25 protein-coding genes and 1 pseudogene are annotated in these 24,527 nt (G+C 62.8%); 14 read left to right on the top strand and 12 right to left on the bottom strand.

All coding sequences use genetic code 11. The features are described 5' to 3' along the window. Positions 1-21 precede the first annotated feature (21 nt). Positions 22-480: a tRNA (cytidine(34)-2'-O)-methyltransferase gene (locus NKH54_RS03135; protein ID WP_353027703.1), complete on the bottom strand. Its 459-nt coding sequence runs from the start codon at positions 478-480 to the stop codon at positions 22-24. 445 nt (positions 481-925) lie between these two features. Between NKH54_RS03135 and NKH54_RS03140 the strand changes: the two genes are divergently transcribed. The 5 genes and pseudogenes from NKH54_RS03140 (at position 926) to NKH54_RS03160 (ending at position 5,939) form a co-directional block, all read left to right on the top strand. Further along, on the top strand, positions 926-1,333 hold the full coding sequence (locus NKH54_RS03140) for a hypothetical protein (protein ID WP_353027704.1): 408 nt from the start codon (positions 926-928) through the stop codon (positions 1,331-1,333). Between the two features lie 27 nt (positions 1,334-1,360). Further along, positions 1,361-3,255: pseudogene (locus tag NKH54_RS03145) on the top strand (ABC transporter ATP-binding protein). 10 nt (positions 3,256-3,265) lie between these two features. Then, positions 3,266-5,149 (top strand): ABC transporter ATP-binding protein, encoded by a 1,884-nt coding sequence (locus NKH54_RS03150; protein WP_353027705.1) that lies wholly within the window; start codon positions 3,266-3,268, stop codon positions 5,147-5,149. Positions 5,150-5,152: 3 nt separating this feature from the next. After that, positions 5,153-5,629: a GNAT family N-acetyltransferase gene (locus NKH54_RS03155; protein ID WP_352594779.1), complete on the top strand. Its 477-nt coding sequence runs from the start codon at positions 5,153-5,155 to the stop codon at positions 5,627-5,629. A gap of 1 nt (position 5,630) precedes the next feature. Next, a complete protein-coding gene (locus NKH54_RS03160; RefSeq protein WP_023701563.1) occupies positions 5,631-5,939 on the top strand; it encodes a DUF6665 family protein in 309 nt (102 codons plus the stop codon). Positions 5,940-5,959: 20 nt separating this feature from the next. On the opposite strand, the gene NKH54_RS03165 is transcribed toward NKH54_RS03160, so the two are convergent. Genes NKH54_RS03165 through NKH54_RS03175 form a run of 3 tightly spaced genes read right to left on the bottom strand, consistent with a single transcriptional unit; the run spans position 5,960 to position 7,007 of the window. Then, positions 5,960-6,304 (bottom strand): cupin domain-containing protein, encoded by a 345-nt coding sequence (locus NKH54_RS03165; RefSeq protein WP_023701564.1) that lies wholly within the window; start codon positions 6,302-6,304, stop codon positions 5,960-5,962. A 5-nt stretch (positions 6,305-6,309) separates the two neighbouring features. Then, positions 6,310-6,732 carry a type II toxin-antitoxin system VapC family toxin gene (locus tag NKH54_RS03170; RefSeq protein WP_352594782.1) on the bottom strand — a complete coding sequence of 141 codons (423 nt, stop codon included), beginning with the start codon at positions 6,730-6,732 and terminating at the stop codon, positions 6,310-6,312. Beyond that, complete coding sequence (locus tag NKH54_RS03175; RefSeq protein ID WP_023701566.1) at positions 6,732-7,007, bottom strand: type II toxin-antitoxin system Phd/YefM family antitoxin; 276 nt, start codon at positions 7,005-7,007, stop codon at positions 6,732-6,734. The genes NKH54_RS03170 and NKH54_RS03175 overlap by 1 nt, the downstream gene beginning before the upstream one ends. Before the next feature lie 259 nt (positions 7,008-7,266). On the opposite strand from NKH54_RS03175, the gene petA reads away from it, so the two are divergent. The 5 genes from petA (at position 7,267) to NKH54_RS03200 (ending at position 11,970) form a co-directional block, all read left to right on the top strand. Continuing rightward, complete coding sequence (gene petA / locus NKH54_RS03180; protein WP_023670027.1) at positions 7,267-7,827, top strand: ubiquinol-cytochrome c reductase iron-sulfur subunit; 561 nt, start codon at positions 7,267-7,269, stop codon at positions 7,825-7,827. Between the two features lie 16 nt (positions 7,828-7,843). Then, positions 7,844-9,187 carry a cytochrome b gene (locus NKH54_RS03185; RefSeq protein ID WP_023683697.1) on the top strand — a complete coding sequence of 448 codons (1,344 nt, stop codon included), beginning with the start codon at positions 7,844-7,846 and terminating at the stop codon, positions 9,185-9,187. A 23-nt stretch (positions 9,188-9,210) separates the two neighbouring features. Next, positions 9,211-10,083, top strand: coding sequence for a cytochrome c1 (locus tag NKH54_RS03190; protein ID WP_023670029.1), 873 nt, complete (start codon positions 9,211-9,213; stop codon positions 10,081-10,083). A 186-nt stretch (positions 10,084-10,269) separates the two neighbouring features. Beyond that, positions 10,270-11,415 carry an alpha-hydroxy acid oxidase gene (locus NKH54_RS03195; RefSeq protein WP_023821603.1) on the top strand — a complete coding sequence of 382 codons (1,146 nt, stop codon included), beginning with the start codon at positions 10,270-10,272 and terminating at the stop codon, positions 11,413-11,415. 9 nt (positions 11,416-11,424) lie between these two features. Next, positions 11,425-11,970, top strand: a complete 546-nt coding sequence (locus tag NKH54_RS03200; protein ID WP_013529989.1) for an adenine phosphoribosyltransferase — start codon at positions 11,425-11,427, stop codon at positions 11,968-11,970. A gap of 100 nt (positions 11,971-12,070) precedes the next feature. On the opposite strand, the gene NKH54_RS03205 is transcribed toward NKH54_RS03200, so the two are convergent. From NKH54_RS03205 to NKH54_RS03235, 7 genes are all read right to left on the bottom strand, one after another. Beyond that, on the bottom strand, positions 12,071-12,535 hold the full coding sequence (locus tag NKH54_RS03205) for a MaoC family dehydratase (protein WP_023748156.1): 465 nt from the start codon (positions 12,533-12,535) through the stop codon (positions 12,071-12,073). Further along, on the bottom strand, positions 12,532-12,993 hold the full coding sequence (locus tag NKH54_RS03210) for a MaoC family dehydratase (RefSeq protein ID WP_023670033.1): 462 nt from the start codon (positions 12,991-12,993) through the stop codon (positions 12,532-12,534). Before NKH54_RS03210 ends, NKH54_RS03205 begins: the two co-directional genes overlap by 4 nt. 78 nt (positions 12,994-13,071) lie before the next feature. Further along, complete coding sequence (gene corA, locus NKH54_RS03215) at positions 13,072-14,046, bottom strand: magnesium/cobalt transporter CorA (RefSeq protein ID WP_023701569.1); 975 nt, start codon at positions 14,044-14,046, stop codon at positions 13,072-13,074. A gap of 209 nt (positions 14,047-14,255) precedes the next feature. Then, positions 14,256-15,359: a redox-regulated ATPase YchF gene (gene ychF / locus NKH54_RS03220; RefSeq protein WP_023701570.1), complete on the bottom strand. Its 1,104-nt coding sequence runs from the start codon at positions 15,357-15,359 to the stop codon at positions 14,256-14,258. Positions 15,360-15,454: 95 nt separating this feature from the next. Next, complete coding sequence (pth, locus tag NKH54_RS03225; protein WP_023701571.1) at positions 15,455-16,195, bottom strand: aminoacyl-tRNA hydrolase; 741 nt, start codon at positions 16,193-16,195, stop codon at positions 15,455-15,457. A 21-nt stretch (positions 16,196-16,216) separates the two neighbouring features. Beyond that, the gene (locus tag NKH54_RS03230; RefSeq protein WP_023686131.1) at positions 16,217-16,861 is read right to left on the bottom strand and encodes a 50S ribosomal protein L25/general stress protein Ctc; all 645 of its coding nucleotides are present in this window, start codon (positions 16,859-16,861) and stop codon (positions 16,217-16,219) included. A 265-nt stretch (positions 16,862-17,126) separates the two neighbouring features. Then, entirely contained in the window at positions 17,127-18,359 is a 1,233-nt protein-coding gene (locus NKH54_RS03235) for an ROK family transcriptional regulator (protein WP_023701572.1), read from the bottom strand. A 242-nt stretch (positions 18,360-18,601) separates the two neighbouring features. On the opposite strand from NKH54_RS03235, the gene NKH54_RS03240 reads away from it, so the two are divergent. The 4 genes from NKH54_RS03240 (at position 18,602) to NKH54_RS03255 (ending at position 24,038) form a co-directional block, all read left to right on the top strand. Next, entirely contained in the window at positions 18,602-21,163 is a 2,562-nt protein-coding gene (locus tag NKH54_RS03240; RefSeq protein WP_353027706.1) for an ATP-binding cassette domain-containing protein, read from the top strand. Beyond that, entirely contained in the window at positions 21,160-22,149 is a 990-nt protein-coding gene (locus NKH54_RS03245; protein ID WP_353027707.1) for an ABC transporter permease, read from the top strand. The genes NKH54_RS03240 and NKH54_RS03245 overlap by 4 nt, the downstream gene beginning before the upstream one ends. 46 nt (positions 22,150-22,195) lie before the next feature. Then, positions 22,196-23,197, top strand: a complete 1,002-nt coding sequence (locus NKH54_RS03250) for a rhamnose ABC transporter substrate-binding protein (protein WP_031203833.1) — start codon at positions 22,196-22,198, stop codon at positions 23,195-23,197. 79 nt (positions 23,198-23,276) lie between these two features. Then, the gene (locus NKH54_RS03255) at positions 23,277-24,038 is read left to right on the top strand and encodes a glutamine amidotransferase (RefSeq protein WP_023670042.1); all 762 of its coding nucleotides are present in this window, start codon (positions 23,277-23,279) and stop codon (positions 24,036-24,038) included. A 22-nt stretch (positions 24,039-24,060) separates the two neighbouring features. Here NKH54_RS03255 and NKH54_RS03260 read toward each other — a convergent pair whose 3' ends face one another. After that, complete coding sequence (locus NKH54_RS03260) at positions 24,061-24,492, bottom strand: MarR family winged helix-turn-helix transcriptional regulator (RefSeq protein WP_023670043.1); 432 nt, start codon at positions 24,490-24,492, stop codon at positions 24,061-24,063. Between the last annotated feature and the right edge of the window lie 35 nt (positions 24,493-24,527).

Here is a 24,527-nt window from a genome sequence, read left to right on the forward strand (position 1 = left end):
GACGACAACGCGTTGAAGGTTCTAGCCGAGCTGCCGGATGGCTTCACCGGCGACCATGGCGACGGACAGCGCGACGTTGATGCTGCGCGTGCCCGGCTGCATCGGGATCGTCAGCCGCGCATCCGCCGCCTGATGGACAGGATCCGGCACGCCGGCGGATTCGCGGCCGAACAGCAGGATGTCGCCTTGGGCGAAGCTGAAGCCCGTATAGGGGGTCGCGGCTTTGGTGGTGAGCAGCACCAGCCGGCAGGCTTGGCCCTTGCGCCAATCCTCGAAGGCGTTCCAGTCGACATGGCGGGTCAGGGCAGCCGTTTCGAGGTAGTCCATCCCGGCACGCTTGAGCGCTTTGTCGGAGAGCGGAAACCCGGCTGGTTCGATGATGTCGACTCCAAGGCCGAGGCAGGCGGCGAAGCGCAGGATAGTTCCGGTGTTGCCGGCGATGTCAGGCTGGTAGAGGGCGATGCGGAGACGGTGGTTCATTTCCGCGTCTTTCTAATAAGTGGCAGATCGGCCACAGCGGGTGGCTGGTTTTGGAAATTGCTGGACCTGCGGGTGGCCATTTTCTGCGAAGTCGATTATACCGCACGCATTGTCAACCCGAACCGATGGAGGGGTATTTCATGATGACCATGCACATCCAGCGCCCCTCCCGTGGGCTTACCTGCCTGCTGGCGGTTTCGGTACGACGATTTACCTGATCTCTTAGATCTGATCGCACCGATTCCCGCCGAACCCAATTTTCGGCTCTCGAAGGAATCCTGCGATGTTTTTCAAACGGTCAAAGGGGCCAAGCGCCCCAGCTGAGCATGTCGCGACCGAGGCCTATCCTCGTGTCCCGACGGATGCAATCCGTGCCTCCGGCCGAAGGCCGGCGCACGACATTGCTTCGCCTTTTTATGTCTATTTTCACACGGAGGACGGACCGATGTTCGATCCCTATAAGATACCTGGTTCAAGAAGCCTGCACGAACGCAAGACGGCGACCTGGGCGTTGCTAGTCGGCGAGACCTATTCGTCGGCGGTTCATGCCGAGACGCGCCGGCGTCCGCATCGCGGCATGTTGCCGGATGTCGATTTCTCGCGTGCGGTTCCCGACCACAGCCGGCCGTCGCTGGTGCGCCGGATCATCCGGCTGATCCGGCCGGGCGCGAAAAACCGGACTGGCGGCGGCGTGCCGTCAGCTCAGTCGAAGGCTTCTGTCGGTGAAAAGCCCGCAAATCCCTATATTGCGCGAAGCAGGACCGATGGCCCGGGTGATTCCGGGCCGTCGGTCCCCGCCGACGTACGGTCTGGGGACGCGGAGCGCCCCGGGGATTTTTCCCGCGCCGCATGAGCGGACAAAAGTGTTGTGAGCATCACTATGTTTAGCTGGTTTGAAAGAAGGCTCGATCCGTTCCCCGCAGCGGAACCGGTCGAGCCGCCGAAGACGCTGGTTGCCTTCTGCGTGCATTATACCCGCGGCGCCTGGCCATACATCATCCTCGACGCGGTGCTGGTGACGGCGATTGCCATCGCGGAAGTGTGGATGTTCGGCTTCATGGGCCACATCGTCGACTGGCTGTCCGGGCAGAACCGCGAAACCTTCCTGCAGACCGAGAGCTGGAAGCTCGCCGGCATGGCCTTCGTCGTGCTGTTCGCGCTGCCAGGTACAGTATGGCTGCATTCTTTGCTCAACCAGCAGACGCTGATGGGCAACTACCCCATGCGCATCCGATGGCAGGTGCATCGTTATCTCTTGAAGCAGTCGATGAGCTTCTACCAGGACGAATTCGCCGGCCGCATCGCCACCAAGCTGATGCAGACGGCACTCGCCGTGCGCGAATGCGTCATCAAGGTGATCGAGGTGCTCAATTACGTAATCGTCTATTTCCTCGGCATGCTGTTCATCGTCGGCTCGGCCGACTTGCGGCTGGCGGCACCTCTCGGCGTCTGGCTGCTCGGCTATATCGGGTTGTTGCGCTATATCATCCCGAAGCTGGGCAAGGTCGGGGAGGCGCAGGCCAATGCGCGCTCGACTATGACCGGCCGCGTCGTTGACAGCTACACCAACATCCAGACGGTCAAGTTGTTTTCCCATGCACGGCGCGAAGCAACGTTCGCCAAAGAAGGCATGGCAGGCTTCCTCGACACGGTCTACCGGTCGATGCGGCTGGTGACGGTGCTTTACGGCCTGCTCTATATCCTCAACGCGCTGCTCCTGTTTTCGGTGACGGCGACGGCGCTGTGGCTGTGGCTCGGCCAGGCGGTGACGATCGGCGCCGTCGCCGTGGTCATCGGCCTCGTGCTCCGTATGTGGGGCATGTCGCAGTGGATCATGTGGGAAATGTCGAGCCTGTTCGAGAACATCGGCACGGTGCAAGACGGTATCGCCTCGATCTCGCTGCCGCGCCTGGTCGAAGACCGGCCGGGGGCGAAGGACATTGCCGTCACCAAGGGCGAGATCCGCTTCGACGACATTCGTTTCCACTATGGCAAGCAGAAGGGCGTCATCGAGAACCTGTCGCTGACGGTGAAGCCCGGCGAGAAAGTCGGCATTGTCGGGCGCTCGGGCGCGGGCAAGTCGACGCTGGTCAATCTCCTGTTGCGGTTCTACGACCTCGAGAACGGCCGGATCCTGATCGACGGCCAGGAGATCGCTTCGGTGACGCAGGATTCGCTGCGCGCGCAGATCGGCATGGTGACGCAGGACACTTCGCTGCTGCATCGTTCTGTGCGCGACAATATCCTTACGGGCGGCCCGATGCGACGGAGGAAATGGTTGTCGAGGCAGCCGGGCGGGCCGAGGCGCTGGAGTTTATCGGCAGGCTTTCGGATCACACCGGACGTAAAGGGCTCGACGCTCATGTCGGCGACCGCGGCGTCAAATTGTCCGGCGGCCAGCGGCAACGCATCGCCATTGCTCGCGTTATGTTGAAGGACGCACCGATACTTATCCTTGACGAAGCGACGTCGGCGCTGGATTCCGAAGCCGAGGCCGCCATCCAGGAGAATCTCTACAAGCTCATGCAAGGCAAGACCGTCATCGCCATTGCGCACCGGCTGTCGACCATCGCGGCGATGGACAGGCTCGTCGTCCTCGACAAGGGCCGTGTCATCGAGGAGGGGTCGCACGAGGAACTCGTCGCCAGCGGCGGGCTCTACGCGCAGCTCTGGCAGCGCCAGTCGGGCGGGTTCCTGCTCGACGACGGTCCGGTCGATGCCGCCAATGACGCTGTTGCCAACGACATCGGCGTGAAGGGTGAAGCCGCAGAGTGATGACGTCAGCATGATGACAGCCGTCTATCGCTGGTTCGAGAACTGGGTCTATCCGTTCAGGGAGCCGGCGGACCTTCGGCCGCAGTCAAGCGTCGGCGGCTTCCTCTGGCACTATGTCGGCCAGGCGAAGTTCGCCTTCTTCGCCATGCTTGTCATCGGCGGCATCGCGCCGCTGATCGAGGCCGGGCTTTTCTACTTCGTCGGGCGGCTGGTCGATATTCTCGACCAGCTTCCTGGCGAGCGCAGCTGGCACGCGCTGTGGACCGCCGCCGGGCCTGAGCTTGTTTTCATGATCGCAGTGGTGCTGGTCATCCGCACCGTCGTCGTCGGCCTGTCGGCGCTGGTCAACGAACAGACGATTACGCCGGGCTTCTACAATCTGGTGCGCTGGCAGGCGCACCGGCACGTATCGCGCCAGTCCTACACTTTCTTCCAGAACGATTTCGCCGGCCGTATCGCGACAAAAGTCTGGCAGGCGGGGCAGGCGACCGGCGACCTGATGGAGAGCTTCATCGAGGTCATCTGGTTCATGCTCATCTATACGGTGACGACCTTGGCGCTGGTCGCCGGGCTGGATCTGCGCCTGGCCGTGCTGGTGGTGATCTGGATTCTCGCTTTCGCCTGGCTGGCCAAGCTCTATCTGCCCTCGATCCGCAGGCATGCCGAGGCCACGGCTGAAGCGGGCTCGATGATCAATGGGCGCATCATCGATTCCTATTCCAACGTGCAGACGCTGAAGCTATTCTCGGCCGACGGCGACGACCGCTACATCAAGAACGGCTTCGACATCTATCTCGATGCACTACGGCCCTTCACCCGCCGGCTGACCGGCGTGCGCATGGCGCTGACGACGCTGTCGGGCATCATGATCACCGCGATTGGCTGCTTTGCCGTCTATCTCTGGGTCGAAGGGTCGATCACCGTCGGCGCCGTCGCGTTCACGCTGTCGCTGGTCTTGCGGCTCAACATGCTGCTCGGGCGCGTGATGATGCAGCTCAACGGCATATTGCGAAATCTCGGCGTCCTGGAAAACTCCAAGGCGCTGATCTCGCAGCCGCTTGGCCTTGTCGATGCGCCGGATGCGAAAGAGCTTGTCGTCGCCGGCGGCCGCATCGAGGTGAAGAATGTCGAGTTCCACTACGGCAAGGGTTTTGGCGTGCTGAATGGCATCGACCTTGTGGTCAAGCCTGGCGAGAAGGTCGGGCTGGTCGGGCCGTCGGGCGCGGGCAAGACGACGCTCGCCAACCTCATCTTGCGCCTCTACGACCTCGAGAGCGGCAAAATCCTGATCGACGGGCAAGACGTCGCCGAGGTGACGCAGAACTCGCTGCGCGCCAATATCGGCGTGGTCAGCCAGGAGACGGCGCTGTTCCACCGCTCGCTACGCGACAACATCAAGCTCGGCATGCCGGATGCAACTGACGCCGAGGTGATCGCGGCGGCGAAGAAGGCCGAGGCGCACGAGTTCATATTGGGCCTGCGCGATAACCGGGACCGTACCGGCTACGAGGCTTTTGTCGGCGAGCGCGGCGTGAAACTGTCGGGCGGCCAGCGCCAGCGCGTCGCGATCGCCCGCGTCTTCCTCAAGGATGCGCCGATCCTGATCCTCGACGAGGCGACCTCGGCGCTCGATTCCGACATCGAGGCGGCGATCCAGGAGAATCTGGCCAGGCTGATGGAGAACAAGACGGTCATCGCCATAGCGCACCGGCTGTCGACCATCGCCGCGCTCGACCGTCTTGTGGTGCTGGACGGAGGCCGCATCGTCGAACAGGGCACGCATGACGAGCTGGTGGCGCTCGACGGGCTCTATGCGCGGCTGTGGAAGCGGCAGTCCGGCGGCTTCCTCTACCACGAGGAAAGCGTGCTGGAAGAGACACGGCCGGCGGAGTAGGGCATGGCAGGGTCGCCTGATGTCGGCTACGTCCTCAAGCGGCTGCGGCCAACCGCGCCGGCCTTCGACGCGCTGAAGGAGGAGAGCCGGCTGGAGGGCTACTGGATGCTGGTGCGGCTGGCGGATGGCTGGGCGGGCGGCCGCGACAAGTTCCTGAAACGAGGCGAGGCGCTGTTTGGCGCATGGCATGGCCGAGAACTCGCTGGTGTGTGCGGGTTGAACATCGATCCTTATTTCGAAGGCAGGGACCACGGCCGGGTCAGGCACCTGTTCGTCAGCGCGCGTCATCGCCGCAGCGGCATTGGCCGCATGCTGGTCGAGACCGTCATTGACAGGGCACGTCAGCATTTTGCCGTGCTGAATACCCGCGCGCCACAAGAAGCCTTTGGGTTCTATGAACGGCTTGGTTTCCAGCCGGTGGTGAGCGAAGAATTCGTCACGCACCGCATGATGCTCTCTCAAGACAGAAAAGGAGGCTGAGATGTCACTGCATCCGCCATCCCTAGGCGCCTCGGCTGCCGAAGCCGCGTTCGACGCCCTCGGCCATGAGATACTGGCTGAAAAGGCCGCAGCGCTCGGCCGTGCCGGCCAACGGGTCGAGGAAACGCTGGCCAAGCTCCGTCAGAACAACGACGACGAGGAGCAGCGACCGCGGCTGCTCAAGGAGGCTGCCGCAGCGGTGCACGCCTATTTCATCCAGCGTGAACTCTGCGGCCTGCGCCGGCATGAGTCGGTCATCCGCGAATACGATATCCCAAGGGCCGTGCTGGTCAGGCTCGGTGCAAGCTAGAGGTCATCAGCCGGCAAAATTCATTCCAGCCATTCGGTGATGAAGCTGCCGTTTTCGTGGATGTCGGTCGTTTCGAACGGGCCTGGGCCAAGATTGGTGAATTTGTGCGGCGTATCGGGCGGCACGATCAGGATCTGGCCGGCCGTGGCCTCGATCTGCTGGTCGCCGATCGTGAACAGGCCGGTGCCTTGCCGGATGATGAATATCTCACAATAGGGATGCGTGTGCAGGCGCGGGCCGCCGCCAATCTCTTCCTGATAGTTGAAAATCAGGCAGGAGTTGGAGCCGTAGGCGCCGCATTGCAGTTCGCCCTGCCAGCGGCCGGGCGTCCTGGTCCAGGTCTCGCGGTCGATGATGTGTGCCATAGCCTCTAACCCTTCGTCGGTATCCAAGGGTTGAAAAGCTTCACGCCGGTGCCTTCAAAATCCTTGGTGTTGCGAGTCACGACTGTCAAGTTTTTGACGAGCGCGGTAGCGGCTATGAGGGCGTGGCGCTCCGGCTTTGGATCGGGAACGTGGAGGTTTGCGCAACGCACGACAACAGCCGTGTCTATGCTCAATATCCGGTCGTCAAACTGTGGAATGAGTGTCTGATCCAACCACTCACGGTACGTGGTGGCCTGGCGAGTATCCTTCCTCGACAAGAGCAATGTTCCGATTTCGAGTTCCAGGATCGAAATGACCGACATGAAAAAGCTGGCGATGTCGTGGGTCTCTGACCAGGCCAAAACGTTGCGATCGGCCTTGTCCCGACGACGCAGATTCGAAACGACATTGGTGTCAAGAATGAACATCAGTCGAGTTCGGGAATCTTGAAAAACGGTCCTTCCAGGCGAGGTGGTTCCCAGTCGAAATCTGCTTCGGGGCGATCATCGGCAATCGCGTCCGCGAGGCTTCTCGGCTTCTTCTCTAAACGCTGATATTCCTCCATCGACATCAGCACATGGGAGGGCTTGCCGCGGTCGGTAATGATGACCGGCCCGTTCTTGGCTGCCCGTTTGGCATGCGCCGTGTCCTGGTTGAATTCACGGCTCGACATGATGGTTATCGTCTTCGTCGAGATATTCATATCAACACCTCCATCCGGAAGATGTAGACATATTGCTACATTCGGCCAAGCTCGTCAAATTTCTCTTCGTGCGGAACGCCCGCGACAATCTGCCCTTGTGGCCTCAGCCCGCTGGACAAAAACGGGCTTCACGCATAAACCGAAATCCAAATGCCGGAGGAATTCGCTAGCTTGTTCGCCATGCGCTGTCGGGCCGGCGCGATGGAGCGGGGACAAAGCTCGGCCGCCGGCTCGGAAGAGGCGAAAGGATCAGGCACCCGTGAGCGCAACCGACACCCAGGATCCCAACCGTCGTGATTTTCTCTACGTCGCCACCGGCATGGCCGCAGTGGTTGGCGCAGGCGCCGTTGCCTGGCCCTTCATCGACCAGATGCGCCCCGATGCCTCGACGCTGGCGCTGGCCTCGGTCGAGGTCGACGTCGCCTCGCTGACGCCTGGCATGTCGCTGATCGTCAAATGGCGCGGCAAGCCGGTCGTGGTGCGCAACCGCACCGAGCAGGAGATGAAGGACGGCGAGGCCGTGAACCTTGCCGACCTCAAGGATCCTATTGCCCGCAACGCCAATCTGCCCGCCGATGCGCCGGCGACCGACGCCAACCGCACCACGCCCGGCAAGGAAGCCTGGATGGTGATGGTGCAGGTTTGCACGCATCTGGGCTGCATTCCGCTTGGCCAGGAAGGCGATTTCGGCGGCTGGTTCTGCCCGTGCCACGGTTCGGTGTACGATACCGCCGGCCGCATCCGTAAAGGCCCGGCGCCGGAAAACATGGCCGTGCCGGTATTCAAGTTCATTTCCGATACCAAAATCCTTATCGGTTGAGGCAGGGGATATTTCGATGAGCGAGGGACACTCGACCTATACGCCCAAGACCGGTATCGAACGCTGGTTCGACGCCCGCATGCCGCTGCCGCGCATGATCTATGACAGCTTCATCGCTTATCCGGTGCCGCGCAACCTCAACTATGCGTGGACCTTCGGCGGCATCCTCACGATCATGCTGGTGGCGCAGATCCTGACCGGTATCGTGCTCGCCATGCACTATACCGCCGACACCAATCTCGCCTTCAATTCGGTCGAGAAGATCATGCGCGACGTCAATTCCGGTTGGCTGTTGCGCTACATGCATTCCAACGGCGCCTCGTTCTTCTTCGTCGCCGTCTACATCCACATCTTCCGCGGGCTTTATTACGGCTCCTACAAGGCGCCGCGCGAGCTGCTGTGGATCCTCGGCTGCATCATCTATCTGCTGATGATGGCGACCGGCTTCATGGGCTATGTGCTGCCCTGGGGTCAGATGAGCTTCTGGGGCGCCACCGTCATCACCGGCTTCTTCAGCGCCATTCCGCTGGTCGGAAACTGGATCCAGGAACTGCTGCTCGGCGGTTTCGCCGTCGACAACCCGACGCTCAACCGCTTCTTTGCGCTGCACTATTTGCTGCCGTTCATGATTGCCGGCGTCGTCGTGCTGCACGTCTGGGCGCTGCATGTGGTCGGCCAGTCGAACCCGACCGGCATCGAGGTGAAATCGAAAACCGACACCGTTGCCTTTACGCCCTATGCGACCATCAAGGATGCATTCGGCATGATCGTGTTCCTGTTCTTCTTCGCCTATTTCGTCTTCTACCTGCCGAACTTTCTCGGCCATCCGGACAATTACACGATCGCCAACCCGCTGAAGACGCCGGCCCACATCGTGCCGGAATGGTACTTCCTGCCGTTCTACGCGATCCTGCGCGCGATCACCTTCAACATCGGGCCGATCAACTCCAAGCTCGGTGGCGTGCTGTGCATGTTCGGCGCCATCGTCATGCTGTTCCTGGTGCCGTGGCTCGACACCTCCAAGGTGCGCTCGGCGGTCTACCGGCCCTGGTACAAGCTGTTCTTCTGGCTGTTCGTCGCCGACGCTGTCCTGCTTGGCTGGCTTGGCTCGCAGCCGGCGGAAGGTGGCGGTCTGTTGACCCTCCTGATAGGTGAGGTCTCGGGCAACTACGTTGGCTACGCTCAAGCGGCGACACTGTTCTACTTCGCCTTCTTCCTCGTCATCCTGCCGGTGCTTGGCCTGATCGAGACGCCACGCAGACTGCCGAATTCGATCACCGAGGCGGTGCTGGAGAAGAACAAGGGTGCCGGAGGGGGACATCCGGCCGGTGCGACCGCCGCGCCGGAAACCAAAGGCTGAGTGAGAATCTAAGGGGATTTGGCATGAAAAAGATTCTCACCTCGCTCGCCCTGCTAGGCGTGTTTGCCGCTGGCATCGGAGCCGTCGGCAGTGTGGCGATCGCCGCTGAAGAGGCGCACAACGCGGCGGCACCGACGCATTTCCCGATCCACGAGCCGAAGGAGATGGACTGGACTTTTGCCGGTCCGTTCGGCACCTACGACAAGGCGCAGCTGCAGCGTGGCTTGAAGGTCTACAAGGAAGTCTGCTCGGCCTGCCACTCGATGAATTTGGTGGCGTTCCGCACGCTGGAGGACCTCGGCTATTCGGAAGCGCAGATCAAGTCCCTGTCGGCCGAGTACACCATCCATGATGGACCCAACGATGCCGGGGACATGTTCGACCGCCCGGGCAAGCCGTCCGACCATTTCCCGGCGCCGTTCGCCAATGAGGAGGCGGCTGCCGCTTCCAACGGCGGCGCTGCCCCACCGGATATGTCGCTGCTAGCCAAGGCGCGCGGCGTCGAGCGCGGCTTCCCGCGCTTCGTCTTCGATATCTTCACGCAATATGCGCAGGGCGGCCCGGACTACATCCATTCGCTGCTGACCGGCTACGACGAGACGCCACCTGCCGGCATGGTGATCCCCGAAGGCACCCACTACAATCCATACTTCATGTCCGGCGTGTCGCTGAAGATGCCCAAGCCGCTCTCCGACGGCCAGGTGACCTACGATGACGGTTCGCCGCAGACGATCGACCAGTATTCGCGCGACGTCTCGGCGTTCCTGATGTGGGCGGCCGAGCCGCATATGGAAGACCGCAAGAAGACCGGCTTCCGCGTGCTGGTGTTTCTGCTTCTGTTCGGGGCGCTGATGTATCTGACCAAGCGCAAGGTGTGGGAAGGCGTGGCGCACTAAGCCGCATCTTATTCCTCGGAAATGGAAAGGGCGTCTTCGGACGCCCTTTTTGCTTGCCAAACCGGGCATGGTTCGCATCTTGGCGCAGCAGCCGTCCAGTAAGAAGTCCGTTGGCACGGCGCCATGCGATTGGTATTGCACGCGCGCCCGGCGGATCGCGGGCTAAAGGGGCATTTGGGATCGATGATGCGGCTACGCGACTGTCACAACTTTTCCGATTTCCGGCGCATGGCCCAGCAGCGGTTGCCTGGGCCAATCTTCAACTACATCGATGGCGCGGCCGACGACGAGGTCACCTATCGCCGCAACACCGAGAGCTTCGAGCGCTGCGACCTCGTTCCCAACGTGCTGCGCGGGGTAAGCGAGATCGACATGTCGGTGACGGTGATGGGCCAGAAGCTGGCCATGCCCGTCTATTGCTCGCCGACCGCCTTGCAGCGGCTGTTCCATCATCAAGGCGAGCGCGCGGTGGCCAAGGCTTCGGCCAAATTCGGCACGATGTTCGGCGTGTCCTCGCTCGGCACTGTCAGTCTTGAGGAAGCGCGCAAGATCACCAGCAGCCCGCAGGTCTACCAGTTCTATTTCCACCGGGATCGCGGCCTCAACCGGGCGATGATGCAGCGGGCGAAAGCGGTTGGAGTCGAAGTGATGATGCTGACCGTCGACAGCATCACCGGAGGCAACCGCGAGCGCGACAAGCGCACCGGCTTTGCCATCCCCTTCAAGCTCAACCTTGCCGGCATGCTGCAGTTCGCGCTGAAGCCGGGCTGGGCAATCAACTATTTCACCCATGAGGGGTTCAAGCTGCCGCAGCTCGACGAGCATGTCGACATGGGCGGCGGCACGATGTCGATCAGCCGCTACTTCACCGAGATGCTCGATCCGTCGATGACCTGGGACGATGTTGCCGAGATGGTCAGACTGTGGGGAGGTCCGTTCTGTCTCAAGGGCGTCATGTCGGTGGAGGATGCCAAGCGCGCCGTCGAGATCGGCTGCAGCGGCATTGTGCTGTCCAACCATGGCGGCCGGCAGCTGGACGGCTCGCGGGCGGCGTTCGACCAGTTGGCCGAGATCGTCGATGCCGTCGGCGACAGAATAGACGTCATCATGGATGGCGGCGTGCAGCGCGGCACCCATGTGCTGAAGGCGCTGTCGCTCGGCGCCAAGGCTGTTGGCGTCGGCCGCTATTACCTGTTCCCGCTAGCGGCGGCCGGACAGCCGGGCGTCGAGCGGGCGCTGGAGCAGATGCGGATCGAGATCGAGCGCGGCATGAAGCTGATGGGCTGCAGTTCGATCGAACAATTGTCGCGCAACAACCTCCGTTTCAGGTAATCTCGACCCATGAAATCCTCGCTCGAAGACACGCTGCTCGCCGCGATCCGCACCATTCCGGACTACCCCAAGCCCGGCATCCTGTTTCGCGACATCACCACTTTGCTCGGCAATGCGCGCGCCTTCCGCCGCGCCATCGACGAGCTGGTGCATCCCTATGCCGGGCAGAAGATCGACAAGATCGCCGGCATCGAGGCACGCGGCTTCATCCTCGGCGGTGCGGTCGCGCACCAGCTTTCGGCCGGTTTCGTGCCGATCCGCAAGAAGGGCAAGCTGCCTTACGAGACGGTACGCGTCGCCTACAGCCTGGAATACGGGCTGGACGAGATGGAGATGCACAAGGACGGCGTTGCGCCGGGCGAGAAGGTGATCCTGGTTGACGACCTGATCGCGACCGGCGGCACGGCGGAGGCGGCGGTCAAGCTGCTGAGGCAGATCGGCGCCGATATTCTTGCCGCGTGCTTCGTCATCGACCTGCCGGATCTCGGCGGACGGGCGAAGCTCGAAGCGCTGGGCGTGCCGGTGCGGACGTTGATCGGGTTTGAGGGGCATTAGGGAGTAGGGAGTAGGGAGTAGGGAGTAGGGAGGAAGCTCCGCATTCCGTGCAAGGCGCAGCACCCACTGCTGCCTAATCCCTACTGCCTAAACCCTAGCCCTACCCAGCCTTCACCAGCACCGCGCTGTCGAACTCCAGCACCTTGTCGCCCGTCGAATCGAATCCTTCCGAGCGCAGCGCGAGCAGCCGCCAGCCGGGGCGATTGGCCAGCGGGCGGTGGGAGACGGCCGTGCGGGTGAAGGTGACGGTTTCGCCGGCATAGACCGGCTTTGGCCATTTCAGGTTCCTGAAGCCGGGGGAGGGGCCGAATTCTGGTACCGGGCCGGGTCCGGTCCATTGAGAAGCGTCCATAGGATTTTTGAGATTGAGCTTCATCCAGGTGGCCGCGGTGTGCCAGCCTGAGGCGCAGAGGCGGCCGAACACGCTTTTCTTCGCCGCCTCCTCGTCGACATGAAAGACCTGTGGATCGTATTTGCAGGCGAACGCCTTGATCGCCTCGGTTTCGAATGTGTGCGAACCGAGGTTGATGGTATCGCCGATGCGGAAGAACGCGTCGAGGCTCATGCGCCGGCCTCGCGGGTCAAGAACATGACAGTGTTCTCAAGTTCGAAGACGCTTTCACCGCGCTGGTTGAACAGTTCGCTGCGCAAGGTGACGAGGCCGAGCTGAGGCCTGGATTTCGACAGGCGCCTGGCAAGCACGCTGGTGCTGCCGGCCAGTGTGTCGCCGGCCAGCACCGGCTTCTTCCATTTGACCTGGTCGATGCCGGGCGCGCCTTGCGCGGTCGAGTCGAGCAGGAAGGCGTCGCACAGCATGCGCATGAAGATCGCGCAGGTGTGCCAGCCGGAGGCGGCCAAGCCGCCAAGGATGCTGGCCTTGCCGGCGGCTTCGTCGAGATGCATCGGCTGCGGGTCGAATTCGGTGGCGAATTCGATGATTTCGGCCGCACTCACCTGCTTGGCGCCGAGGTCGATCGATGCGCCCTCGGTGAAATCCTCGTAGGCCCAGCTTTTTGCGGTCATGATCTCAATCCGGTTGTACGATCACCGGGCATCCGGATGCCGTCCGGGCGGCGTTTGGTCAAGCGAATTCTATTGGGCCTACAACCAGCCGCGGCGGCGGAAATACCAGAACGGCAGGATCGCCGACAGGATCATCAGGCCGATGGCGAAGGGATAGCCGAGCTCCCATTTCAGCTCCGGGATGACGTCGAAATTCATGCCGTAGATCGAAGCCACCAGCGTCGGCGGCAGGAAGATGACGGCGGCGACCGAGAAGATCTTGATGATGGCGTTCTGCTCGATCGAGATCATGCCGAGCGTCGCGTCGAGCAGGAACGAGATCTTCTGCGACAGGAAGGTGGCATGGTCGGCGAGCGACAGCACGTCGCGCGATACTGTCTTGATGCGGGCGCGGACGTCCTTGCTCATCTTGATCTGGGTCGCGACGTGGGCAAGGAAGCCGGTGAGGCGCTGCAGCGAGATCAGGCTGTCGCGGATCGAGGAGGCAATGTCTTCCTTGCGGCCTATGGCCTTGAGCAGTTCCTGGAAATCGCGATTGCGCTTGTTCACCTTGGTCGACCGCGCCTCGAAGATGTCGCGCGAGATCGTCTCGATGTCACGGCCGGCGCGTTCGAGAATATCGGCTAGGCGATCGACGATCGCCTCCAGCAGGCCGATCAGGATGGTGTTGCCGGTGGTGCAGCCTGTCGCCACCTTCTCGGCGCGCAGGGGGAAGGTCTTGAACGCCTTCGGCTCATGATAGCGGATGGTGACCAGTCTCGGGCCGGCAAGCACAAAGGTAACCGGTGACATCAAGGGATCATCGATTTCGGTCTGCGCCGGCAAGGTGGCGGTCATGAAGTAGGCGCCGTCCTCGATGTAGAGGCGGCTCGAAATCTCGATCTCCTCCATCTCCTCGCGCGTCGGGATGGCAACGCCGAGCCAGGTCTCGATCGTTGTTTCTTCTTCCTTGGTCGGGTTGAGAAGGTCGGCCCAGACGACCTGATCGCCATTGGCCACGAGATCGTCGGCGAGGCGCAGGCGATCATTGTCGACGACGAAGGCCTTGATCATCGCCGGTCTCCGTTGGTTGAGCCCAAGGTTTCGTTTAATAGCGATGGGTCTTGCACGCGCCGCCGTTCCCACGGGGACGGCCAAGTCGCATGCAAACGGCCATAGACCCGGTGCCAAGGGCAGTCAAGCGAAGCGGCATGCCGGCTCCTCCACTTGACGAAGCCGTGATCGGCCGCCGTCAGCGCGCGAGCCGCGAGAGCCTCGGCGTCTCAGGTGTTGAACTTGAACAGCAGGACATCGCCATCCTGGACCACATATTCCTTGCCTTCGTCGCGCGCCTTGCCGGCTTCCTTGGCCGCCACTTCGCCGCCTAGCGTGATGTAGTCGTTGTAGGCGATGGTCTGGGCGCGGATGAAGCCGCGCTCGAAATCGGTGTGGATGACGCCGGCCGCCTGCGGGGCCTTGTCGCCCTTGTGGATCGTCCAGGCGCGCGTCTCCTTCGGCCCGGCGGTGAAATAGGTGATGAGATGCAACAGATCGTAGCCGGCGCGGATGACCTTGTTGAGGCCAGGCTCGTCGAGGCCGAGCGAGGACAGGAACTCCATCTCTTCCTCGTCGGAGAGCTGGGCGACTTCGGCCTCGATCGCGGCCGAGATCACCACGGTGCCGGCGCCTTGCGCGGTCGCCATCTTTTCCACGGCTTTGGTGTGCTCGTTGCCGGTGGCGGCGTCGGCTTCGGCGACGTTGCATACATAGAGCACGGGGTGCGAGGTCAAGAGGTTCAGTCCCTGCAGGATGCGCAGGTCTTCCGCTGAAATGCCGTTGAGCAGGATGCGGGTCGGCTTGCCGGCCTGGAGGAGCTCGAGTGCTGCCTCCATCATCGGCAGCACGGTGGTTGCTTCCTTGTCCTTGCTGCCGGCGCGCTTGCGGATCTGCACGATGCGGCGCTCGAGGCTGTCGAGGTCGGCGAGCATCAGCTCGGTCTCGACCGTATCGGCGTCGGCGACAGGGTCGATTTTGCCCTCGACATGGGTGATGTCGTCATCCTCGAAACAGCGCAGCACATGCACGATGGCGTCGACCTCACGGATGTTGGCGAGGAACTGGTTGCCCAGCCCTTCGCCCTTGGAGGCGCCGCGCACCAGGCCGGCGATGTCGACGAAGGAGATGCGGGTCGGGATGATCTCCTTAGACTTGGCGATTGCGGCGATCTTCTGCAGCCGCGGATCAGGCACCGCCACCTCGCCGGTGTTCGGTTCGATGGTGCAGAACGGATAGTTGGCGGCCTGCGCCGCCGCCGTCCTGGTCAACGCGTTGAAAAGCGTCGACTTGCCGACGTTGGGCAAGCCAACGATGCCGCATTTGAAACCCATGTGTCCGGTCCTATCGGGAAACTAGAAATTTGATGAGGGCTATGGGCGATAGGAGTGAGCAACGTCAAGCCCCGCGGTCCCGATCCTGTCGACGCTCAGTCCTTCTTGCCGAACAGTTTCTTCAGCATGGCGGCCATCGGGCCGCTTTCCGGCAGCTTGGCCGGCGCCTGCTGTGGCCGTGCCTGGCGGATGTGGCTTTGAGCTTTCGGGCCCTCAGCCTTCGGCGCCTTTGGCGGCGGCCGGTCGTCGTCGCCGGTTGGCGTTAGCTTGTCGCGCAAGGCCAGCGTCACCCGGTTCATGAAAGAACTGTCGTCGCCCTTGGCCAGCAGCCCGGCATCGTCGGCGATGGTGTCGAGCAGCACGTCCAGCCATTCGCGGTCGGCCTTGGCGAAATCGCCGAGCACATGGGACTGCACCATTTCCCGGACGCCGGGATGGCCGACGCCGATGCGCACGCGGCGAAAGTTCTTGCCGACATGCTGGTCGAGCGAACGGATGCCGTTGTGTCCGCCGGCGCCACCGCCGACCTTAACCCGCAATTTGCCGGCCGGCAGGTCGATCTCGTCGTAAAAGACGGTCAGCGCCTCGGGGCCGAGCTTGTAGAAGCGCAGGGCTTCGCCGACCGGCTGTCCCGACAGGTTCATGAAGGTCTGCGGCTTGATCAGAAGAATCTTTTCGCCGGCAATCGTGCCTTCGGCGATCAGGCCCTGGAACTTCTTCGACCAGGGCGAAAACGAATGGCGGCGGGCAATTGCGTCCGCCGCCATGAAGCCGACATTGTGCCGGTTATCAGCGTATTTCGCGCCCGGATTGCCGAGGCCTGCAAAGACAAGCATCGTGAACTCCGGGCCCGAAAATTACTTCTCTTCGGCAGCAGGAGCCGCCGCTTCGGGGGCTGCCGCTTCCGCCGTCTCTTCCGTCTCCGGCTTCATCGCCGAGGAGCCGGCAATGGTCGCGATGGTGAAATCGCGATCGGAGATCACCGGCTTGACGCCGGCCGGCAAGGTAACCGCCGAGATGTGGATCGAATCGCCAATGTCGGCGCCGGTGAGATCGACGGTGATGAATTCCGGGATCGCATTGGCCGGGCAGTGGAACTCGACTTCGTGACGCACGATGTTGAGCACGCCGCCGCGTTTGATGCCGGGCGACTTGTCTTCATTGATGAAGTGGACGGGCACGTCGACGTTGACCTCGGTGTCCTTGCCGATGCGCAGGAAGTCGACATGGACCGGGAAATCCTTGACCGGGTCGAGCTGGAAATCCTTGGGCAGAACCTGGATTTTCTTGCCGTCGACATCGATCGTGGCGATCGTGGTCAAAAACCCGCCGCCATGGATTTTGTAGAAGACGTCCTTGTAGTTCAGCGCAATCGCCAGGGGAGGCTGTCTGTCGCCGTAGATAACTGCAGGCACTTTACCGTTGCGGCGAACTGCACGGGCGGACCCCTTACCGACCTGTTCGCGCGCTTCGGCCTTGAGCTCGTAAGTATCGTGGCTCATGGCATTTCCTTTCGCGTTTTATGGAGCGTTTGCGGTGGCAGTGTGCCTGGACCGTAAACGTCGAAAGCCGCCAGGCCTGGATGTCCGAATGCCAGAAACCGCATACGCGGAGCTTTGTTCGGGATCACAAGGGAAGGCAGCCTTCCGCCGCGTTGCCTCCAAGGGTGTCTACGCGGGTGGCGGCTCTATAGCGGAAGGCGGGCAGGCGTGCAAGCCATGGCGGGCAAGGGCGGCCGATGCCTGCGTTGGGCGCGCCGCATTGCGCTCAGGCCGGCAGGTCGGTGGGCGGATTTGATCCGTTTCCCTTGGCGCCACCGAGCGTGGACAGAGCGCTCAGCAGTTTCGTCCGGTCCTTGCCGATCATGAGCACGCCGCTGTCGGGCGCCAGCAGCGCCGAGAACGGAAGCATGGCAGCGCCGATCGAGGAGGCCTCAGGGCCGAATTGCCCCGACACGATCTCCGGCGCCACGATGCCGATTGCGCTGGCCTGGTTGAACTGGGTCTGCACCCTTGCCAGCAGTTCGAGATGGATCGGCCTGGGCAGGATCGAGTCGAGAACGATGGCCTCGATGTCGATGATGGAGGTGATGGCGATGATCGCCTCGACCAGCGCGCTCGCACAATCGTCGATCCATTCGAACAGCGGCACGCGCGCTTCGGCTGGCAACGGATCGAGTTCCCGCACACGATTGATCACCACGCCGCGCGACCTCAGGTGATTGACCAGCACATAGATCGAGGCGCGATGCAGCAGGCTCTGGTAGCGCGCAGGCTTCGCCGCCACCGAATCGAGGCTTGAGGGCGAGACCGGCAAGGGTCCGAGGGCAGCGCTGTTGCCATGCGGCCCGGTATGGACCCTGCCGCCTTGCACCAGGCCGCCGCCGACAAAAGTGTCGATCGAGATGTGCATGAAATCGCGAAAGCGGGCGCCGGCGCCCTGGACAAGTTCGGCCAGCGCCGCCGACGTGGCGTCGTTTTCCACGAACACCGGCGTCTTCGCCGGCGTGGCAAAGCATGTCGTCAGGTCGATCGCCTCCCAGCGGCTGCCGAGATCGTCGGGAAAGCCGAGTTCCTCGCTCCAGCCGCCGAGGAAATAGGGTGAGGCAATGCCGACGCCGACGATGCTGGCATCGCCAAGCCCATCCACCAGCTTTTCGAAGGTGGCCAGCGCCATGTTGCCGGCCTTCAGCACCAAATCAGGATCGGGGAAGCGGTATTCGTGCGACTCTCTTGCGCGGATTTCACCGGCGAAGTCGACCAGAACGGCTTCAAGCGCACGCCGGCCGATCTTGATGCCGACGCTGTAGATGCGCTCCGGCGTCAGCCGGTAAAGCGTGGAGGGCGAACCGCGCTGCCCGAACCTTTTTCCCACTTGCTTTACGAATCCGGAAGATTCCAGGCCGTCGACGATGGCAGCGACGGCCGCCGGCGTCAGGCTTGCCGCGCGCGCCAGATCGGACTTGGAGGCTTCCTTGAGGCGACGGATGGCGTCGAGCACGAAACGCTCATTATAGTGCCGAACTTTGACAGAATTGCTGCCTTTCCCTGACAAAACCCGCACACTCCCCAAATGTCCCGTTCCCGGCGCGAAGCCCGCAAACCACCTGCGGCCGAGCGCACCCTGCGGTGCCTATGTTGGCGGCGACAGTGCGCGTCGGAACCATGGAAGTCAATTTTGCCGTTGCGCCTTTGCGCTATTTAATATAGCAAATTGAAAAAATAACTAGTCAGGGAGGAGACGTGCTGCACTCGAGCACACAAAGCGAAGCCGACGCTGCGGTGGTGCGGGCTGTTCCTGTTGCCCTGGTTCAGGCGACGAAGGCTTTCGGCGGCACGATTGCGCTCAAGGACGCCTCCTTCGAATTGCGCTCCGGCGAGGTGCTGGCGCTGCTTGGCGAAAACGGCGCCGGCAAGAGCACCTGCGTGAAGCTTCTGGCCGGTGTGCATTCTCCCACCAGCGGTCATGTCGAGGTTGACGGCAAATCAGCCGTCTTCCATTCGCCGCATGACGCGCAGGCGGCCGGCATTGCGGTCATGCACCAGCATCCTGGCCTGTTTCCCGATCTGTCGGTGGCGGAGAACATCTATCTCGGCCACATGCCGCGCGACCGCTTTGGCGGCATCGACAATGCCGCCATGCTGGCCGGCGCCCGCAAGGTGCTGGCGACCGTCGGGCTCGATGTGCCGGCGGCAACGCGGCTGGGAACACTGCGTACCTCTGAACAACAACTGGTCGAGATCGCCCGCGCGCTGTCGCTGGATGCCCGCGTGCTGATCATGGACGAACCCACGGCCGCATTGTCGCAACGCGAGGTCGAGCGGCTGTTTTCCGTTGTTGCCGATCTCAGGCTGCACGGCGTGGCGATGATGTTCGTCGGCCACCGTATGGACGAGATCTTCCGCATCGCCGACCGCATCGCGGTGCTGCGCGACGGGCGCCTGATCGGCGTCAAGCCGAAGGCCGAGCTTGGCCGTGCTGCCGCCATCAGCATGATGGTCGGGCGTGAAGTCACCGACCTCTATCCCGAACGGCGCCATGCCTCAGGCGCGCTGGTGCTGGAGGGGAAGGGACTTTCGCGCGCCGGCGGCTTTACCGGTATCGACCTCAAGCTTCACGCCGGCGAGGTGCTGGGGCTTGGCGGCCTGGTCGGCAGCGGACGCACCGAGATTGCGCGCGTGCTGTTCGGTATCGACCGGCCCGACGCCGGCGAAATCCTGATCGACGGCAAGCCCGTGCAGTTCGCCTCGGCGCGCGACGCCATGGATGCGAGCATCGCCTATGTGTCGGAAGATCGCATGGGCCAGAGCCTGGTGATGGATTTCTCCATCCTCGACAATGCGGTGCTACCTGTTCTCGACAAGGCCGCACAACGCGGTCTCTACGGCACCGACCGCGCCATCGGTCTGGTGGCGGACTGGCTGAAGCGCATGAAGCTGCGCTTTTCCGGCTACGGGCAGCCGGTGAAAGAGTTATCCGGCGGCAACCAGCAGAAGGTGGTGCTGGCCAAATGGCTGCGCACCGAGCCGCGCGTGCTCATCCTCGACGAGCCGACGCAAGGCATCGATGTCGGTACCAAGGCGGAAGTGCATGCAATGATCGCTGACCTTGCCGCGCAAGGCATGGCGATCCTGCTGATCTCGTCAGAGATGCCCGAGCTGATCGGCATGTGCGACCGCATTATCGTGCTGCGCGAAGGCCGCCAGACTGCTGAGTTTTCGCGCGGGCAAGCCACGCAGGAAAAGGTACTGGAATCGGCGACCAGGACCGATGAACGTGCCGGCCAGGCAGCGCAGATAGAACGCGCCGCCGAGGAGGAAAAGGCAAAAGGACCGTTCGATTTTCTGAAGCGGCGGGAATTCGGCCTGCTTGCGGCGATGCTCGCCGTCGCCATTCCGGTCACCATCATCAACCCGCGCATGGTGAGCGCGGCGAACCTCACCGCTGTGTCGATGGACGCGGCCTTGCTGATTGTCGCCGCACTGGCGCAGATGCTGGTGCTGATCACCCGCAACATCGACCTGTCGATCGCAGCTGTGATCGGCCTCTCCGCCTATATGGCGGCCAGCATGGTTCAGGCCTATCCCGGATTGGACATCGGCATCGGCCTGATCACCGCCTGCGCCGTCGGCGGCTTTGCCGGACTGCTCAACGGCCTTGTCGTTACCAGGGGAAAGATCCCGGCCATCGTCGTTACGCTGGCTTCGATGTCGATCTTCCGCGGTTTCAACTCGATCTGGGCGGCGGGCGACCAGGTCAGCGCCGACGAAGTCACGCAAGCCTGGCTCGACATGACCGGGCTGAAGATCGCAGGCGTGCCGCTGATCGTCATCATCGCTATTGTCATCCTGTGCGCCGGCTATGTGCTGCTCTATCGCACCGCAACCGGGCGCGAGCTGTTTGCCACCGGTTCCAACCCGGACGGCGCAAGGCTGATCGGCATTCCGGTCGACCGGCGCATCCTGCTGGCCTTCGGCATGGCCGGCCTGCTAGGCGGCCTGTGCGGCGCCCTGTGGGCTTCGCGCTACGCCACCATCGATGCCCGCGTCGCGCTCGGCTTCGAACTCACGGTGATCGCCTCTGCGGTGGTCGGCGGCGTCGCCATCCGCGGCGGCTCGGGCACGCTGCTCGGCATCATCCTTGGCGCGCTCACGCTCTTGGTCATCAAGAACGGGCTGACGCTGGTGCGCGTCGATCCGCTCTGGCTGCAGGGCGTCTATGGCCTGGTGATCCTGGTTGCCATCGGCATCGACACCTTCATCGTGCGGCGCGCCGAACAGGCGAGACAGGCGAGGGCGAGATGAGAAAGTTTATCCGCTCGATCGACTTCTGGGATCTGCTGCTGGCGACCGCCTGCCTCGCCGTCTTTATCTATGCGGCGGTCTTCGTGCCGAATTTCGTCTCCGGCTTCAACCTCTCGCAATTGGCCGCAAGCGCCTCGGAAAAGGCGTTGCTGATCCTGCCGATGACGCTGCTCATCATCACCCGCGAGATCGACCTGTCGATCGCCTCGGTGCTGGCGCTGACATCCGTGGTGTTTGGCCTGCTCGTCCAGGGCGGCGTGCCGACGCTGGCGGCCATTCCGCTGACGCTGGTCTTCGGCGGCCTGCTCGGCGCCTTCAATGGCTATCTGGTTTCAGGGCTGGGGCTGCAGTCGCTGGTGGTGACGCTCGGCACCATGGCGCTCTATCGGGGCATTGGCTACATCCTGCTCGGCACCGGTTCGGTCAACATATTGCCGCCGGCGGTCGTCGATTTCGGCATCAGCAATCTGCCGGGCACACAAATCCCGTGGACCATCGTGCCGTTCCTGCTGCTGGCGCCGATCTTCGCGGTGGTGCTGCAGAAGACGCCGACCGGCAAGCGCATCTACGCGCTCGGCGGCAGTCCGGAAGTGGCGCGTTATTCCGGCATCGACACGCGCAAGATGGTGCTGAGGCTATTCGTCGTCTCCGGTGTCGTCGCAGCCATCGCCGGCATCGTCTATACCGCGCGCCTCTCCAACGCCCGCGCCAACAATGCGCTCGGCATGGAGCTCGATGTCATCACCATCGTGCTGCTCGGCGGCGTCAGCGTCTTCGGTGGTAAGGGGCGGCTCACGGGGGTCATGCTGGCGCTGCTGTTGATCGCCATCATCCGAAATGTGCTGGCGCTCAACCAGATCGGCGGCGACGCTCAAGGCATGATCATCGGCCTGCTTCTGATCGGCTCGCTGCTGGTCGGCAATTACTGGCGCTCCCTGGAGGAGCGGCTGTCAAGATCGCGCGTCCTGCGCGAAACCAAGGGGTGATCTCGGGCCCCTTTCTTCAAGCCCGAATTCTGACGGAGGAGACACAATGAAAGCGTTTAGAATAGCCCTGCTCGCATCCGCGGTTCTGCTTGCGCCGGCCTCGCTGGCCTACAGCCAGGAATGCGCCAAGGAACCGGTGACCGTCGGCTTCCTGCCCAAGCTCGACACCGATCCCTACTTCAAGGTGGCTTTCGGCGGCGCCGAGGAGGCTGCGAAGGAAATTGGCGGCACCGCCACCCAGGTTGCCCCGTCGCAAGCGACGGCCGAGGCACAGATCGAATTCATCAACAGCCTTGTGTCGCAGAAGGTCGGGGTCATCGCTATCGCCGGCAACGACGCCAATGCGGTTGCGCCTGCGCTGAAGCGCGCCGTTCAGCAAGGCGTCCGGGTGATCTCGTACGATTCCGACGTCGCGGCCGATGCGCGCGCGGTGTTCGTGAACCAGGTGAAGGGCGACAGTCTGGCCGAAATGATGCTGGAAAGCGCATTCAACCTCAGCGGCGGCGAAGGCGAGTTCGCCATCCTGTCGTCGACGCCGACGGCGACCAACCAGAACGCCTGGATCGACTTCATGAAGGCGAAGATGGCGGCAGAGCCGAAATACGCCAAGATGAAACTGGTGCAGGTCGCCTATGGCGAGGAGAGCGAGCAGGTCAACCAGCAGCAGGCCTTGGCGCTGGTGCAGGCGTTTCCGGATCTCAAGGTGATCATCGTGCCGGCAGGCATTGGCCTTCCGGCGGCCGCGCGCGCACTCGAGGAAGCCGGCATGATCGGCAAGGTCAAGCTGACCGGCCTTGCGCCGGCCACTTTGATTTCGAAATACATCAAGGATGGCTCTGCCCAGGATATCTGGTGGAATGTCACCGATCTCGGCTACCTGACCTATCAGGCGGCCCAGGCGCTGGCGCAGTGCAAGATCACCGGCAAGGAAGGTGAGAAGTTCACGGCGGGCAGGCTCGGCGAATACACGATCGGGGCCAGCGGCGAACTGATCCTTGGCCCGGCCAAGATCGTGACGCCGGAAAACCTGGCCGAGTTTAAGTTCTAAGCCTCCCAAGGCCCGGCGGGCGCCGGTTCAAGCCGGCGCCCGCTCGTTCAATTGTCAGTCGAAAAGCGTGAGGGCGACGATGAAACTCTTGCTGGCAGGCGAGACCTTCGCGGCGACGACCTCGGTCGCCGCCGGCGGCGATGTGCTGACGAGTGCGACGTGGGTAAACGGCGCGACGGCCTTCAATGCCGCACTTGCCGCAGAGGGCATAGCGGTGACGCAGATCGGTGGCGATCGCTGCGCGGCCGAATTTCCGTATGACCTCGACGCGCTGGCCGAATACCAGGCGGTGGTGATCTCCGATGTCGGCGCGCTGACCTTGCTGGTCACGCCGGAGGCCCGCGCCGGGCGCATCGGCGTCAACCGCCTCGACGTCCTCAAGGCCTATGTCGAAGGCGGTGGCGGGCTGATGCTGGCCGGCGGCTATATGGGGTTCCAGGGCATGTTCGGCACGGCGCGTTTCCACGACACCCCGGTCGAGGACATCCTGCCCGTGCGCTGCCTGCCATTCTCGGACGGGCTGGAAGTGCCGCAAGGCCTGCAGCCGTCGATCCTTCAGGCGTCGCATCCAATCCTTGCCGGTGTCGCGGGCCCGTTGCCGCCGATCCTCGGCATGAACAAACTCGATTTCAGGCGCGATGGCTCGTCCCAGCTGCTGGCGACCTGCCATTATCGTGGCACGGACTGGCCGCTGCTTGCTGCTCGCAGCGTTGGCCACGGCCGCACTGTCGCCTGGGCGACGGATATCGGCCCGCACTGGCTGTCGCAGGACTTTCTCGGCTGGCCGCTCTACGGCAAGCTGATGGGCAACGTCGTGCGCTGGCTGGCCGGCAAGGATTAAGCCTGGCGTGTTTGTAGGGCAGCTAGTCCGGCTTGCTGCTCAACGCTTCGCGCAGCGCCTGGATCCGCCGATTCAAGGCATCGAGATCAGCCATCGTCATGCCCGAGCGTTCGATTAGGGTTTCGTTGAGGCAGTTGCACTGGACGAGCAGCGCGCGGCCGGCAGGCGTCAGGTCGACCTGCACTTGGCGCTCGTCCGTCTGGCTGCGTTGGCGGGTGACGAGACCGGCCTGTTCCATGCGCTTCACCAGCGGCGTGATGGTGCTCGATTCCAACGCGAGCCTGTGCGCAATCGAGCCGACCGACATCCCGCCGGCTTCGGCAAGTGCGTTCAGCACGAGATATTGCGGATAGGTGATGCCCATCTCGTCCAGCATGGGCTTGTAGGTGCGATTGATTGCCATGCTGGTGGCGTAAAGCGTGAAGCAGAGCTGGTTGTCCAACGGGAGAGGCACGAGGCATTCCTTTGCCGACTGAGCACATCAATATG

The organism is Mesorhizobium sp. M1004 (assembly GCF_040318795.1).
In the GTDB taxonomy this organism is placed as follows: Bacteria; Pseudomonadota; Alphaproteobacteria; order Rhizobiales; family Rhizobiaceae; genus Mesorhizobium.